This is a genomic window from Bacillus sp. MRMR6 (assembly GCF_001940785.1).
GTDB lineage: Bacteria > Bacillota > Bacilli > Bacillales > Cytobacillaceae > Neobacillus.
In genome coordinates this window covers 196,506-211,139 of sequence record NZ_MSLS01000004.1, presented here as the reverse complement: position 1 = coordinate 211,139, position 14,634 = coordinate 196,506, and the positions used below count along the sequence as shown (strand labels likewise).

15 protein-coding genes are annotated in these 14,634 nt (G+C 39.1%); 4 read left to right on the top strand and 11 right to left on the bottom strand.

Annotation, left to right across the window (positions count from 1 at the left end; all coding sequences use genetic code 11):
• The first annotated feature begins 210 nt into the window (after positions 1-210).
• Complete coding sequence (locus BTR25_RS06755; RefSeq protein WP_075687300.1) at positions 211-1,716, top strand: sodium-dependent transporter; 1,506 nt, start codon at positions 211-213, stop codon at positions 1,714-1,716.
• A 1-nt stretch (position 1,717) separates the two neighbouring features.
• Positions 1,718-1,825 carry a methionine/alanine import family NSS transporter small subunit gene (locus BTR25_RS06750; protein ID WP_075687299.1) on the top strand — a complete coding sequence of 36 codons (108 nt, stop codon included), beginning with the start codon at positions 1,718-1,720 and terminating at the stop codon, positions 1,823-1,825.
• Between the two features lie 357 nt (positions 1,826-2,182).
• Here BTR25_RS06750 and BTR25_RS06745 read toward each other — a convergent pair whose 3' ends face one another.
• From BTR25_RS06745 to BTR25_RS06730, 4 genes are all read right to left on the bottom strand, one after another.
• Positions 2,183-2,587: an acyl-CoA thioesterase gene (locus tag BTR25_RS06745; RefSeq protein ID WP_075687298.1), complete on the bottom strand. Its 405-nt coding sequence runs from the start codon at positions 2,585-2,587 to the stop codon at positions 2,183-2,185.
• 148 nt (positions 2,588-2,735) lie between these two features.
• Positions 2,736-5,117, bottom strand: coding sequence for a M14 family zinc carboxypeptidase (locus BTR25_RS06740; protein WP_075687297.1), 2,382 nt, complete (start codon positions 5,115-5,117; stop codon positions 2,736-2,738).
• A 450-nt stretch (positions 5,118-5,567) separates the two neighbouring features.
• On the bottom strand, positions 5,568-7,124 hold the full coding sequence (locus BTR25_RS06735; RefSeq protein WP_075687360.1) for an FMN-binding glutamate synthase family protein: 1,557 nt from the start codon (positions 7,122-7,124) through the stop codon (positions 5,568-5,570).
• A 309-nt stretch (positions 7,125-7,433) separates the two neighbouring features.
• Complete coding sequence (locus tag BTR25_RS06730; protein ID WP_075687296.1) at positions 7,434-7,685, bottom strand: ATP-binding protein; 252 nt, start codon at positions 7,683-7,685, stop codon at positions 7,434-7,436.
• A 107-nt stretch (positions 7,686-7,792) separates the two neighbouring features.
• Between BTR25_RS06730 and BTR25_RS06725 the strand changes: the two genes are divergently transcribed.
• Positions 7,793-8,278 (top strand): hypothetical protein, encoded by a 486-nt coding sequence (locus BTR25_RS06725; protein ID WP_075687295.1) that lies wholly within the window; start codon positions 7,793-7,795, stop codon positions 8,276-8,278.
• A gap of 40 nt (positions 8,279-8,318) precedes the next feature.
• Here BTR25_RS06725 and BTR25_RS06720 read toward each other — a convergent pair whose 3' ends face one another.
• The 5 genes from BTR25_RS06720 to BTR25_RS06700 are packed head-to-tail and all read right to left on the bottom strand — an operon-like array spanning position 8,319 to position 12,316.
• Positions 8,319-8,624: an antibiotic biosynthesis monooxygenase family protein gene (locus BTR25_RS06720; protein WP_075687294.1), complete on the bottom strand. Its 306-nt coding sequence runs from the start codon at positions 8,622-8,624 to the stop codon at positions 8,319-8,321.
• A gap of 50 nt (positions 8,625-8,674) precedes the next feature.
• A complete protein-coding gene (locus tag BTR25_RS06715; RefSeq protein WP_075687293.1) occupies positions 8,675-9,628 on the bottom strand; it encodes a siderophore ABC transporter substrate-binding protein in 954 nt (317 codons plus the stop codon).
• A 36-nt stretch (positions 9,629-9,664) separates the two neighbouring features.
• A complete protein-coding gene (locus BTR25_RS06710; RefSeq protein WP_075687292.1) occupies positions 9,665-10,426 on the bottom strand; it encodes an iron ABC transporter ATP-binding protein in 762 nt (253 codons plus the stop codon).
• On the bottom strand, positions 10,423-11,373 hold the full coding sequence (locus BTR25_RS06705) for an iron chelate uptake ABC transporter family permease subunit (RefSeq protein ID WP_075687291.1): 951 nt from the start codon (positions 11,371-11,373) through the stop codon (positions 10,423-10,425). The genes BTR25_RS06710 and BTR25_RS06705 overlap by 4 nt, the downstream gene beginning before the upstream one ends.
• A complete protein-coding gene (locus BTR25_RS06700) occupies positions 11,366-12,316 on the bottom strand; it encodes an ABC transporter permease (RefSeq protein WP_075687290.1) in 951 nt (316 codons plus the stop codon). The genes BTR25_RS06705 and BTR25_RS06700 overlap by 8 nt, the downstream gene beginning before the upstream one ends.
• Positions 12,317-12,755: 439 nt before the next feature.
• Here BTR25_RS06700 and BTR25_RS06690 point away from each other — a divergent pair, with 439 nt between their 5' ends.
• Positions 12,756-13,229, top strand: coding sequence for a redoxin domain-containing protein (locus tag BTR25_RS06690; RefSeq protein ID WP_254842643.1), 474 nt, complete (start codon positions 12,756-12,758; stop codon positions 13,227-13,229).
• Positions 13,230-13,267: 38 nt separating this feature from the next.
• Here the strand turns inward: BTR25_RS06690 and BTR25_RS06685 are convergent, their stop codons facing one another.
• Both BTR25_RS06685 and BTR25_RS06680 read right to left on the bottom strand, forming a co-directional pair.
• Positions 13,268-14,137: a polysaccharide deacetylase family protein gene (locus BTR25_RS06685; RefSeq protein WP_075687287.1), complete on the bottom strand. Its 870-nt coding sequence runs from the start codon at positions 14,135-14,137 to the stop codon at positions 13,268-13,270.
• 19 nt (positions 14,138-14,156) lie between these two features.
• Positions 14,157-14,600, bottom strand: a complete 444-nt coding sequence (locus BTR25_RS06680) for a hypothetical protein (protein ID WP_075687286.1) — start codon at positions 14,598-14,600, stop codon at positions 14,157-14,159.
• Between the last annotated feature and the right edge of the window lie 34 nt (positions 14,601-14,634).

Here is a 14,634-nt window from a genome sequence, read left to right as displayed (position 1 = left end):
AAAACAATCAATCAAAGACAAAGCCTATCAAATTGCTTTAGTACAGAAAAGCAACGCCTATACCTTCTTAGTGATTTTTATCACCGAAAAAAAATTGAAAAAAAGCATAAAAAAAGTTTTGACTTTTTTGATATTAATAGGTATATTAAGATAACGAAATAGTTTTCTGAATTTTTATAAAAGAAAGAATACTCTTAGGGGGTTATTATTATGGAACAACGTCAACAGTGGGGGTCAAGATACGGCTTCATTCTAGCAGCAGTAGGATCAGCAGTCGGACTAGGGAATATCTGGCGATTCCCAGCAGTAGCTTATGAAAATGGAGGGGGTGCATTTTTCTTACCATATTTATTCGCTCTATTAACAGCAGGGATTCCAATCTTAATATTAGAATTTACACTAGGTCATAAATTTAGAGGTTCTGCACCGCTTTCTTTATTCCGTTTTAATAAGAAAGCAGAATGGCTTGGATGGTGKCAGGTATTAATTTCCTTCGTCATTGCAACTTATTACGCGGTTATCATTGCATGGGCTCTTAAATATACTTTCTATTCATTTGGTACTCAGTGGGGTGCGGATCCTGGTGGTTTCTTATTTGGAGATGTCTTAAAGCTTGGTGACACACCTGGAGAAATTGGCGGTTTAGTACCTGGCATTGTTCTTCCATTACTATTCATTTGGGCTGTAACGCTTATCGTTTTATACCGTGGTGTATCTAAAGGAATTGAAAAGTTAAATAAGATTTTCATTCCTGCTCTTGTTATCATGTTTTTAATTATTGTTGTTCGTGCCTTAACACTTGAAGGTGCTGCTGATGGATTAAATGCCTTTTTCAAGCCAAACTGGGATCTAATTCTTAACGGAAAAGTTTGGGTTGCAGCATACGGTCAAATTTTCTTCTCATTATCAATTGCGTTTGCTATTATGATTACTTATTCTAGTTATTTACCTAAGAAATCTGATATTAATAACAATGCTTTTATTACTGGTTTTGCGAACTCAGGATTTGAATTACTAGCTGGTATCGGGGTTTTTGCTGCACTTGGATTTATGGCAGCCCAACAGGGAGTACCAGTTGAAAAAGTAGTTAGTAGTGGAATTGGTCTTGCATTCGTTGTCTTCCCTAGCATTATTAACGAATTCCCAGGAATGAATAGCTTCTTTGGAACATTATTCTTCCTTTCACTCGTTTTTGCCGGAATGACATCTTTGATTTCAATTGTTGAAACTTTCGTTGCAGGTGTCCAAGACAAATTCAATGTATCCAGAACAAAGTCTGTTTTAATTGGTGGTTTAACAGCAACTTCGATCTCTTTACTCTTTGCTACAAACGGCGGCTTATATTTACTAGATACCGTTGACTATTTCATTAACAACTTCGGTGTTGCTCTTGCAGGCTTAGTGGAAGTGGTTATGATTGCATGGTTCTTTAAGGGCTTAAACGGCTTACAGCAGCATACAAACGACGTTTCCGACTTCCGTATCGGAGCTTGGTGGAAGGTTTGCCTTGGGGTTATTACACCATTAGTACTTGGTTATATGATGTTCGATAACATCCGTCAAAACCTAAAGGAAAACTATGAGGGTTATCCTACGGAGCTAATTTTCTATGGTGGAGTAATTATTGCTGCAGCAGCGATTATCGGTGGAATTTTACTTTCAGTTAAAAAGTGGAAGTCTAACGTAGCTTTAGATAAGAATAAGGAGGCTGTATAACATGTCAGCGAGCGCAATTACAATGATGATTATTGGAATGGTCATAATCTGGGGCGGTTTAGCAGCCAGCATCTACAACGTAGTACGCGTTTCAAAAAAATCTAAATAAAAAACATCTATATCTGAAAGGGATTGAGCATCCGTATGCTCAATCTCTTTTTTTGCGCAATTTGTACGCCTGGGGTGGAAAGTGTCCACGGACGGTGCCTGTCACCAATTTTTTGTCACCAATTTTTTCACCTAGTTCACTTTAGTACTCTGCAGTAATTTGCTATTGGACTATAATAGAACCAATCAAATATGTAAAAACTAAAACCTTATCGGTAATAAAAGAACAATTCCTATTATAATAAATACTTTTTTCATAGATTTACCCATACCTTTTCCCAATATATCCCTGTAATATCATAACTGTTTTGGGATAAAAATCAATGTTTTTTTACAACAAAAAAATCCCTAAGAAAGCTTAGGAATCTCTGTTATTTATTAATAGATTTAACGGTGTATCCTGATTGATCATTAGCCGCAGTTCGTTGGGAACAGTAACTTTTGTCCTCACTTGGCGGTCAATCGTGGCCATTACTACTTCTGCGGAAGCTACTAATTCATCGCGGTTATTAGTAACCACTTGCTTTAGTGTAAAACTAGTATTTCCGACTCGCTCGAGACGTGTTCGTATCTGTAACTGGTCACGGTTAAAAATTTCTTTTTTGAAATCGGCACTTATATGAACGATTACCGCCTCAACACCTATTAAAATGCAATAACGGTACCAATCGTGTCTTGCTTGATCCAAATACTCATACATTTGAACATTACTAACATGAAACTTATTGGACTCAGCAGTTACCCTTACTTCAGTATAGGTCATTATTTAGCCCCCCTTTATCTAAAAGAATTTACTTCATTTTACCCCATTATTCTCATAATTCACAAATCATTCTGATAAATTACATTTAAAAAAGACAGAGGCTCGCTTACCTCTGTCTTCTCTACATTCAGCTAGTTTTCAGCCGCTATTATTTTTCGAAGATTGCATTTGAAAGGAGTCGGAACAAGTAGTCGGTATGATCCCGGAAACCAGCTTCTAATCCGATTAATGTTACGTCTTTATCCCCTTCTTTTACAATGACTGCCTTCCCTTGGGCTTGGCTATTATTTCTCCAGTGACCTGCAACAAAGAAATCAGCCGACTTCTTTAGGGTAGCTACTACCTTATCACCTTCAGTACCTGTGTACCAAACTGGTCGGTAGACAAATCCGAGGTCCTCTTGGCTATACCCAGCAGATAAACCAGATTCACTGCTATAATTCACCTTCACAATGCCGTTACTATTGGATCCAGCTGTAACTATCACATTGTCAGTAAGTCCAAGTGTCTTCGTCGCACTAGAGGCACCTGCACCAATGGCAATATACTTGCCGCCATTGCTTAGAAAGTCATTTACATTATTCTTAAACTTGGTAAGTTGAGTAGCGTTTTGGAAGCCAAACTCTTTATTAGCCGCAGACAAATTTGTCGTGATTAAACTTTCTGATCCGCTGTACACAAATGCATCAAAACCATTCAAATCGGTTTCAGCTACTTCCACAGGCGTCACTTCCATCACTTGAAACCCTAGTCTCTTAAGAGCTAACTTGGTGCCGCTATGGGACTGAACTTTACCCATTCCGCCGTCCTTTAGAATTGCTACTTTCAAGCTTTTTAAGGCTTGTGAATCGCTAGGAACATTTGGAGTTGTTCCGATATGAAGTCCAGAGTTTTTAACAAACGAGGCAATTTGATTTGCTGCCGCGTCTACATAGAAATTACCATTTGAATCACGTTTTACACTAATATCTTGCTGTAGTAAAGAGTTTACAAGATTAACAGCCTTAACGGAGCTATTCGGGATCAGGAACGGTCCTTTTCCTGTAAGAGACCCTTGAACATTGATCTGATTCACCTTTTTAGCCGTTACAGTAACAGCTGTTTGTACAGCTATCGCTTCAAAGCCCCAAAGTTCAGGTAAGCTCCATGCAGAAATATCATACATTGCTGGTGTATCATTGGAGATATCCTCACCATCCCAAAGCATCGTATTCGCTAATCCTGCCTTTGCCTGGTCCATCTGAATCAAATAAGTACCTTTTGAGTATGATTTACCTTCAACCGTAAAATCTTTTGTAGCTTCAACCACCTCGATGTCATTGTTTACTAAATGGTTAACTGCCTTTTGAGTCACTGTTGGATCTTGCTCATCAACCGGAAGGATATAAGCATTTGGAAAAAATCCTTCTTGGTGGAATGGATGGTCAAAATTTATACCGCGTTTATACATTTCAATCTGGTCGGCAATCATTGCCTGCTTATTTTCAGTAGCATGGTTTAATGCCCCCATAATGGCATTGTACATCCAGCGAACACCATCCCAGTCATTCGTTGGTGCTTCCAGGGTATGACCATATGCTCCATGATACATGGCATACATTGGTGTGAAAATAGGCGGGTAATCATCCCATCCAGCAGCATCATCACGCTGTGGAATATATGTCCCTACCATTTTGTTCTGATATAAACTTCCTTTGTAATTAGCTTTATCAGCCATAACTTCCTGTTCCATTGCTAATGCCTGGTCTAGAGCCCACTTTTGATAAAGATCATATTCATAATTAGGATTATGGGGTGGAGTACATGGTTCAATGAGTCCTTGAAGGTTCTGTCCATAGTCTTTCACGTATCCATGTGTATCTAGGAATACCATTGGATTCCATTCCTTAATAAGTTCTACAGTTTCCTGAGTTTCCGGTTGTGACTGAGTGATAAAGTCACGGTTTAAGTCTATACCTTCGCCATTAAAACGAGTAGTATCCACTCGTCCATCCGGATTTTGAACGACGTTGAATATAAGAATATTATTTTCTAGTATTTTTTTAGTTTCTAGATCATTTTGGGTTGCAAAACGCTCAATTAATTGTAACAGTGCGTCACTTCCAACAAATTCAGTCCCATGAATGGAACCGTTTATCATAATGGGTACCTTAAAATCTGGATTGTTGGCGATCCAGTCCTGAGCTTTTCCAGGGTTCTTGAACATCTGTTTTCTCAGTGACTGGATTTTACCGAACTTTCCTTGGGTAGTCGGGTCTGCAATTGTCACCACATAAAGAGGATGACCGTCTGCTGACGTACCTCGGACCTCGACCTTAACACGGTTCGACTGTTTGGCAATCCCATTAAGCTTAGTACCAATTTGAGAGTATTTAACAAAGTCATAGTTCTCAGTATTAAATAAGCTTCCACCTAGTTCTTCATATACATTTACATTTGTCCACTTTGGTCCCTCTGCAAATCCTGGTGTCATAGGAACTGTAGTTATTAATCCAATAGCCAATAATCCTGCAATAGTTTTCTTCTTCATACTTAACCCCTGCTTTTTGTATTTTTATTAGTATATCTGTATTTTTATCAACAGAAAAATATAATAATATGAATAATAGAAAAAAACAATACTATAATTATCACTATTTAAAAGTTTTTAATAGGTAAAATGTAATATTCAACAATAACATTCTTTAATAAAAAAAGCTCCCAGATATACAAGGGAACTTGATGAATTCATTTAAGACGGCAGTTTTTACAAACCTTTATCGTTTCGTTTGCTTCCGTTTTATGAGTATAAAGAAGTTTTATTCTTGTTCTTCTACATAACGGACATGTCCCGCGTCCCCCAGAAGGCAAATGACTTAATGTTTTCCCCCGATTTCTCTTTGCCATACTCCATCCGTCCTTTTTATGTCAATTGCTTGTTTCTCTATCTAATGATGGATTGGCAATAAAATTGATAGGCATTGAACTATTTTTTAAAAAATCATTTAAAATTATCGGGGATGGGAAAGAGTTCAGACAGTCTTTTTACCTTTCCCTCTTGGTCCTTGAATACAATGTGATCTCTGTTGAATTTTCTAGGTGTATCAAGGCCGCATGCCGCAGCAAGAGCAAAAAGCCCCTGTCTGACGTTAATGATATAATTCAACACCCGCCACTTTTTTTCGCTAGGGACAAGTGCATCTTGATACTTTGGGTCTGTCGTCGTTACACCAGCAGGGCATTTTCCTGTGTGACAGTCCATGGCCATAATGCAGCCGTTGGCAATCATAAATCCCCTTGCTGAATTCACAGCATCTGCTCCAATCGCCAGTGCTATAGCTATTTTGTCAGCAGAGGTTAACTTACCTGATGCAAAAATCTTTAGTTTACCCCGAACACCATACTGGTGCGCCTTGTCGACGAGGATGACCAAACCTGGAAAAAGCGGTAGTCCCATAGAATCAGCCATCGATTTATATGTCGCACCAGTTCCCCCTTCACCGCCGTCCACCGTAATAAAATCTGGGTATATCTCTAGTCTAATCATTTCTTCAAAGAATTCATCCAGATTAAGATGATAACCCACAACAATCTTTATTCCAACCGGCTTTCCACCTTCCTCTTGGAGTAGTTTTATAAACTGTAAGGTCTCAGCAGCATTGCGTAAAAACTGAAATCGATTAGGAGAATTGATGGTTTTTCCCACTTCAACTTTCCGTATGCGTGCAACCTTTTCGGTTACTTTCGCCCCTTCCAAATGCCCGCCACGGATTTTAGCTCCTTGCCCAAACTTCAGTTCAAAGGCCCTTATATTGGGTTCTTTTGCTTTTCGTTTAAATTCCTCAAGGGAAAAACCGCCTTCATCGTCTCGAAATCCATATAAACCTGGTCCGATTTGCGCAACTACATCCGCACCGCTCACTAGATGCTCAGGTGTAATACCGCCTTCACCTGTATTAATCCATGACCCCCCTGCCATATTACAACCGTACCCCGTAGAAAGAATATAGTTTTCACCGACAGCCCCGTACGAGATGGCCGAAGCTCCAAAAGGACCAGATAATGTCCAAGGAAAACGACGTTCAGACCCTATTACAATGGCGTCTTCTTCAGGGTACAGCCAGCGCGGCACCTCTTCCGATTCTAAATGTTCTCTTCGTGTAAACAACCCCTCATGGTCAATTTTATAGGAGAGTGACTGGACTTTTTCTTGAGTGTTCACTCGTAATTCCTCAGTTAGTAACGGAAACATACTATTTGCGATATAATAACCTGGCTGTTCAAAGTCTCGCTTCGAACCAAAGCTGATAAGATCTGTACGATATTTCGCTGAAAACACAATTCCTAGAAACTCAGAACGTGAAAAAGGCTTTGAGGCAGTATCACTATCAAACCAGTACTGCCTCAATTCCGGTCCAATATGTTCTAATAAATACCGAATCCAACCCAAAAAGGGATAGGCACGAATAATCGAATGCTGTGGCTTCTTTGATAAAATATACAGCCAAAGGAGAAAACAAAGCGGCCCAACAATAAACACCACCAAAAGAATAACCATAATCGTTACTAACACACCAAATCCCCCTTCCCATTCGAACACCAAACAGCCATCCTTATAACCTATGAAACTTAAAATAAGGATATTACGCTGTGCGACATTCGGTGAAAAACATTCGGTGACAACATTCGGTGACAGGCACCGCTCGTGGACAAATACCCCAAAATGTCCACGTGGGGCGTACAGATAAAAATAAGGGGCAGGAAGCACTTCTGTTTTTGGAGCCCGAGGTAATTCCTGCCACTATTTATAGGTAATTTAGCTCGATTTTATCAGATGTTCCTTTGCCTGGATGACTATCTATTTTCATTACTCCGTTATGTTCTTGAATGATTTTGTTGCTTTAACGGTCAATCCAAGCCCTATTTCCTTATCTTTTGACGTATAGAAAGGTGTCACTAAATATCTTAATACATTACGGTCGATTCCAATTCCTTTATCAATAAACGTGACTATTATTCGCCTATTTTCTTGGATCAGTTCATAATCGATAAAAATATTTCCTCCATGCGGCATGGCTTCAATTGCATTTTTCAGACAAAGTGTGGTGACAGGCACCACCCGTGGACACTGTCCACCTCAGGCGTACACTTTACCTTTTTTTGTAAATACCAATGCATAGCGGACTTGCAATTCTTCATATATTGGATGGGTGGGGAGGCGGTGCTATGAGAAGGGTATGGGCAGCGGTGGTTTTTTTATGTGTTTTGTTATTGGCAGGTTGTTTTGGAGGGCCGGTTCAGGATGATATTTTGAGCTATGTGAATGACGAATTGTCGACTGCTCGAGAACTTGAAGTTCAAGCAATTACATCTTATGAAGGGGTTTCCGGGGCCAATTATCAGGATGACCCGACGATGTATGATGCGTTAGTCAATGCAGTGATTCCAAACTACACTGAATTCATAAAAGAGTTAGAGGCAGTGACAATTGAAACCGCGGAACTTGAAGAAATTCATAAACTATACATTAAAGGAGCAAAGCTGCAGTATGATGGATTTCTAAAAATAGTAGATGCACTTGAAAAGCAAGATGCAAATCTTATCCAAGAAGCTAACAAGTTGTTAAACGAAGGAAGAGAAACGATTAATGACTATAATGCTAAGATGAAAGAACTGACTAAGGAACATAACGTAAACCTAGAAGAAAGGTAAAAAGCTGACAAACTCTTGTCAGCTTCTTTCCACTTTATTATTACCCTTTGACCTCATAAACGTCTTGGCCAGTTTCAATAATATATTCCGGTTTGCTCGTTCCTTGCTTTGCCCGGTGTCCAGCAATATGATCGGGATGCTTCTCCCAGTTCTTCCAATCCTGCTCAGACTCCCAGCGGACCATTACTAGCACTTCCTCATCACCGCGTCGAACTTTCTTCACCAACACCTGCTTTTCAATAAAGCCAGGCTGCTCTGACATGAGTCCGCCCCGTTTAGAGAAGCGCTCCACTACCTCACCTGAAAATCCTTCTTTTATTACAAATCTCTTAACTTGATAAAACATCCTTTTCCCTCCCTATTCAGGTGACAGGCACCGTTTGTCGTTTCTACAAATTATAGTGCTGCTTCGATTTCTTCAGCCATGATTTTAACTGATTTTAGACCGCCGCCGCTTAGGTACCAAGAATTTGGATCTAGGTAGATCACTTTATCTTCTTTATAAGCAGTTGTTTTTTGTACAAGTTCGTTTTCGATCGTTTTTTCCGCACCGCTTTGTCCGCCTACAACTGTATTACGGTCGATGACAAACAATACATCTGGATTTGTTTCCATAATATATTCAAACGTGATACTTTGTCCATGTGTCGATACTTCAATATTTTCATCCGCAGCTCCAAATCCAAACACATCATGGATGATTCCAAAACGTGAACTTGATCCATAAGCACTAACTTTTCCTTCATTTGCTAACACGATTAGGCCTTTTTTATTAAGCTCAGATGCTTTTTTATTTAACTCTTCTACACTCGTTTTAATTTCTTTTAATTCTGCTGCCACTTCATCTTTCTTACCAAAAACTTCACCAACAAGATTCATATTGTACTCAAATGATTCCATATACTTTGTGTAATCTAATTCCACATAAACAGTTGGTGCAATTTCTGCAAACTGGTCATACAATTCTGCCTGACGTGCTGAGATGAAAATTACATCCGGCTGCATCGCATGGATCGCTTCGAAATCAGGCTCTTTTAAGCTGCCGACATTTGTATATTTGCTGTCTGCATATTTTTCTAAATAAGTTGGAATGGTTGCTTGAGGAACACCTGTTACTTCAATTCCTAATTCATCTAATGTATCTAAGATTCCAAAGTCAAATACTACTACTTTCTCCGGACTCTGTTCAAAAACAGCTTCACCTAGCTTATGAGTAATGGTGACTTTTTCTACCTCTTCTGTTTCCTTACTTGCAGATGCCTCTTCAGCTTTACTTTCTTCCTTTGCCCCGCAAGCTGCCAACATAAGTACCAATGATAAAACTAACGCTAAAAAACTCCACTTTTTCATAACCAAAATCTCTCCTTTTATTTTGAACTTTATTATTTATGAACTAAAATATACACAGATTCGGCAGCCACCCATTTGCTGGATGGGAATGTCCATATCGTAAATCTCTTTTAACGCTTCAGACTGAATAATCTCTTCTGTCGGACCGTCCTTTACCACCTTTCCATCCTTCATTGCGACAATTCGATCGGAATAGACAGAGGCAAAATTAATATCATGCAATACAATGACAACCGTTTTCCCTAGCTCATCTACTAGACGGCGTAAGATTTTCATAATTTGAACAGAGTGCTTCATATCCAAATTGTTAAGTGGTTCATCGAGTAATATGTACTCGGTATCCTGAGCAATGACCATCGCAATAAAGGCACGCTGCCTCTGACCTCCAGATAGCTCATCTAAAAAGCTGTCCTGCATTTCAGTTAGCCCCATATACTCAAGTGACTGATCAACAATACCCTCATCTTCCTCCGTTAACCGTCCTTTTGAGTATGGAAAACGGCCGAAGCTGACAAGCTCGCGTATTGAAAGACGAACATTCATATAGTTTGACTGCTTTAAGATCGAAATCCGCTTAGCAAATTCATTCGATTTCATCTCTTTTACATCAGATTTGTCAACGAGCACTTCCCCGGTATCAGCGTCGAGCAAACGGCTGACCATTGATAGCAAAGTAGATTTTCCAGCACCATTTGGTCCAATAAAACTAGTAATCTTTCCCCGTTCGATATCAACGGTTACGTCCTCAACAACCGACTTTTTTCCATAGAACTTTGATAAGGATCGAACTGAAATCATGCCGTTTTCCTCTCCTTCAGTAATAAATAGATGAAATAGACACCGCCGATAAAGTTGATAATCACACTAAGCGTTGTCGAAAAGGTAAAGACTCGTTCGACCACCCATTGCCCGCCAACCAGTGCAATAATACTTAATAAAATGGCACCTGTTATTAGTGTCTTATGTTTATAAGTTTTGAAAAATTGATACGATAAATTTGCCACTATTAAGCCAAAAAAGGTAATTGGACCAACAAGAGCAGTAGAGATTGAAATAAAGATTGCAACAATGACCAGCATTTTTTTGACGATGCTGTCATATGGAACCCCAAGGTTAATGGCTGTCTCACGGCCAAGTGATAATACATCTAAATACTTTAAATACGGCAAAGCATAAATCATGACAAGGCCTACGATGACAACCGCCAGCCAAACTAAATCTGAATTAATGTTATTGAAGCTGGCAAACATTCGATCTTGAACAATCTGAAACTCATTTGGATCAATTAGCACTTGAAAGAAGGTTGAGATACTTGAGAAAAATGTCCCAACTATAATTCCGACAAGCAGCAAGAAATAAATTGGCTGGTTCCCCTTTTTAAATAAGAACTTATATAGCAGTAACGCAAACACCACCATAGCAGCCACAGAAATCATGAAGTTCATTTGCTTATTCACAACAATTAAATGGCTGGAGCCTAAAAAGAAAATAACCAAGGTTTGTAACAGCATGTAAAGGGAATCAAGCCCCATGATACTCGGTGTCAAAATTCTATTATGTGTGATGGTCTGAAAAACAACAGTCGCATAGGCGATTGTAACGCCTGTCAACACCATTGCCAGAACCTTAATCGTTCGTTTCGGGAGCGCATAGCCAAAGCTTCCGTTCAGTTCATGAAGTAAGTAGATGGCACAAACTCCTGCAGCGATCAATGCAAGAATCACCAATTTAAGCCCATTACGCATATGCCTTCCTCCGGAAAAGTAAGAATAAGAAAATTCCGCTTCCAATTACGCCGACCATGAGACTGATCGAGATCTCATAAGGGTAAATAAGCACCCGGCCTAAAATATCACAAATTAGAAGGAAAATCGCTCCAAGGAGTGCCGTATGCGGCAATGTTTTTTGCAGGTGGTCACCTTTAAATATTGAGATAATGTTAGGAATAATTAAACCAAGAAACGGAATGATACCAACTGTTAAGACTACTGTAGCCGTTATTAAAGCGACTAGAACAAGGCCGATGTTGACAACTCTGCGGTAGGCAAGACCGAGATTTTTTGAAAAATCCTCTCCCATCCCAGCGACGGTAAATCGATTGGCATAAAAGTAAGCGATGATTAAAATCGGGATACTTATGTATAGCAGCTCGTAACGCCCTTTCATAATCATCGAAAAATCCCCTTGCAGCCATGCTGACATATTTTGAATCACATCTGCCCGGTAGGCAAAAAACGTTGTGACCGAAGACAAAATATTTCCGAACATCATTCCCACTAGCGGAATGAAGATGGCATCCTTGAACTTGATGCGGTCAAGAATCTGCATGAACACAAACGTACCAGCAAGCGCAAAGACAAAGGCAACTGCCATCTTCTCAAGCATCGAAGCATTCGCAAATAACAGCATCGATACTAAAATCCCCAGCCTCGTCGCATCCAATGTTCCCGCCGTTGTTGGCGATACAAATTTATTGCGGCTGAGCTGCTGCATAATTAATCCAGCAATACTCATCCCTGCACCAGCAAGGAGAATGGCTACTAATCTAGGAAGTCTGCTTATTAAGAAGATTTCTGTTTCCTCAGACTGAAAATTTAACAAGTCCAATGGAGATATTCTGCTTACGCCCACAAACAAGGATGTGGCAGATAAGACAATTAAGGCGATTAGTAAATATCGTTTCTTCATGGCTTTCTCCAACATTTCTATTTTTCTAGCAAACCTTAAGTGATATTGAAAATCATTATCATTAAGTTTCTACATTTTTGATTATATCATCGTCAATTTTATAGTCAACAGATAATTGAGAACTATTTTCACTTAATTTTGAATAATTTGTGACATAAGAAAGGTGCTAACCTATCAAACCTGATTGGTTTTTAAATTCTAAATAAGAAAGATTACCTGTCTAATTTAGGATCAAATGGGCATTTTATATGGTAGGTATTTATCCCGCATTAACGGGCAGTAATACACCCACCTCAATGCTATGTGTGTAAACAAGGAATCCTAGGTGGGGATAACTGCCCGTAAATGCCCGATAAGTTCAACTAACCATCAGTGGGGGATGAAGAAAACCCCACTGATGGAAGTTTCACTTTATTAATCCTAGAGAGGAGGAATAATCTTGGAAGATTCTTTAAAGATTGGGGACACTGCACCTGACTTTTCCCTGCCTGCTACGACTAAAGAAAAGATTTCCCTGTCCGATTATAAAGGGAAAAAGAATGTTTTGTTGGCCTTTTACGGGATGGATTTCACCCCCGGCTGAATTAAAGAAATTACCTCTTGGAAAGAGGATTATAAGCGATTTGAAGAATTGGATGCCGAAATACTCGGAATAAGCGCGGATCACATTCACTCACACAGAGTGTTTTCTGCAAGCATGAGTACACTTCCCTATCCATTGGTATCGGATTGGCATAGGCAGACGATAAAAGACTATAAGGTATTTAATGAAAAAGGGGCAGTTGCAGCCCGCTCTGTTTTCCTTGTCAATAAAGAGGGCCTCATCAGTTATACCAACACCTCCTTTAAAGCGGATAAAAAAGAAGATTATGATGCCGTATTTTCAGAGCTTGAAAAGTTAAAAAATCAATAAATAAAAACATCTCCCGAGTATTCGAGAGATGTTTTTTTTTATTGATAAGCATCGATATTTAATAATGTGTCCAGCCCAACAATTTGGTAGCCTCTTTTTTGTAATTCTTCTATCATCAGCGGCAATGCCCTTTCGGTTTCACTATGTTGTGCTGCGGAATGCATTAAAATGATATCGCCATTTCTAACATTTTCGGTTACATTTCTCACAATATTCCCTGCTTCCCTTTGTGACCAGTCAAGAGTATCGATCGACCATAGTACAATTTGATAGTCATTCTTCATGGCTACGGTAGCAACATCATTATTTGTTTCACCAAATGGCGGACGGATCATAGCTGGTTTTTGTCCTATTATTTTTTCTATCGCTTCTTCGGCCATTTCTATTTCCTTTTGTACTTCTTGAATCTCGAGCTTTGCCAAGTCAATATGATGATAGCTATGGCTCAATACCAAATTCCCTTTATCATAGGCCTTTTTTACAACCTCTGGATATTTTTCTGCGTTCTCACCGACAAAAAAGAAATTCCCGGTAACTTCATACTCCTCTAAAATGTCAATAATTGCTGCTGTAACAAGAGTGTCAGGTCCATCGTCAAAGGTGAGTGCAACCATTTTCCGATCAGGACCATTACTATAGACATTTTCCTGGCCCTTTGCAAAATCAACCATCTGTATACGCCATTCTAACATTTTTCCCCATGCCTTCTTCGATAACTGATTTGATTCCCCTTTAATCTCAAGAAGATAAGGCTCACGAAAAGAACTAGACTCGATTTCCTTTTGTGTTAATTCAGTTTGTTTATGAGGACTGTCAGCTACAGGGAAAAAGTCATTAGGGTTTAAGTCACATGCAGATATGGTCGTAATGCTAACTAGAAGGAATATGATTCTTTTTACTATAAACACCTTCTTTAATACCACCCAACTATGCCTTTTTCTTTTTTAATAAGAGGTAGCTTCCCAATAGCAGTATAGACCCGGCAATTATAAATAGTGACGTCATGGAAAAAGTGTTATCATTTGAAGTTTCAGAGACTGATGGCTCACCTTGTAAAGTAGTTTGGTTCATTAGTTCAGCTTGCTGTCCTTCAACAATCGTTACTTGCTCCTCGCCAAAAATATCATACAAATAGCTGATGTTCTCCTCATTATATGGAATGATTCCTATTTCAACTGTATCTTCTAGCGGTGCTGTATGTGTAACCGTAATTCCTTTTTCCGTTAATTCATCTTGATGCTGTACAAAAACATAGTCGTCAATTTCTTTTTGTTTTTTTAGAATATCTTCTGTTTGTGCGTAAGCATGTACTGTTGATATAAAAGTGAAACAAAGCCCTACTAAAATAGCTAGAAACATCTTAAATTTCATCTTCCCACTCCTCTTTTAATATGATGTGCTCATA

Excerpts from the sequence above, each read along its gene's own strand:
- BTR25_RS06750 (WP_075687299.1), top strand. The coding sequence starts at position 1,718 with ATGTCAGCGAGCGCAATTACAATGATGATTATTGGAATGGTCATAATC.
- BTR25_RS06745 (WP_075687298.1), bottom strand. The coding sequence starts at position 2,587 with ATGACCTATACTGAAGTAAGGGTAACTGCTGAGTCCAATAAGTTTCAT.
- BTR25_RS06740 (WP_075687297.1), bottom strand. The coding sequence starts at position 5,117 with ATGAAGAAGAAAACTATTGCAGGATTATTGGCTATTGGATTAATAACT.
- BTR25_RS06735 (WP_075687360.1), bottom strand. The coding sequence starts at position 7,124 with ATGGTTATTCTTTTGGTGGTGTTTATTGTTGGGCCGCTTTGTTTTCTC.
- BTR25_RS06725 (WP_075687295.1), top strand. The coding sequence starts at position 7,793 with ATGAGAAGGGTATGGGCAGCGGTGGTTTTTTTATGTGTTTTGTTATTG.
- BTR25_RS06720 (WP_075687294.1), bottom strand. The coding sequence starts at position 8,624 with ATGTTTTATCAAGTTAAGAGATTTGTAATAAAAGAAGGATTTTCAGGT.
- BTR25_RS06715 (WP_075687293.1), bottom strand. The coding sequence starts at position 9,628 with ATGAAAAAGTGGAGTTTTTTAGCGTTAGTTTTATCATTGGTACTTATG.
- BTR25_RS06710 (WP_075687292.1), bottom strand. The coding sequence starts at position 10,426 with ATGATTTCAGTTCGATCCTTATCAAAGTTCTATGGAAAAAAGTCGGTT.
- BTR25_RS06705 (WP_075687291.1), bottom strand. The coding sequence starts at position 11,373 with ATGCGTAATGGGCTTAAATTGGTGATTCTTGCATTGATCGCTGCAGGA.
- BTR25_RS06700 (WP_075687290.1), bottom strand. The coding sequence starts at position 12,316 with ATGAAGAAACGATATTTACTAATCGCCTTAATTGTCTTATCTGCCACA.
- BTR25_RS06680 (WP_075687286.1), bottom strand. The coding sequence starts at position 14,600 with ATGAAATTTAAGATGTTTCTAGCTATTTTAGTAGGGCTTTGTTTCACT.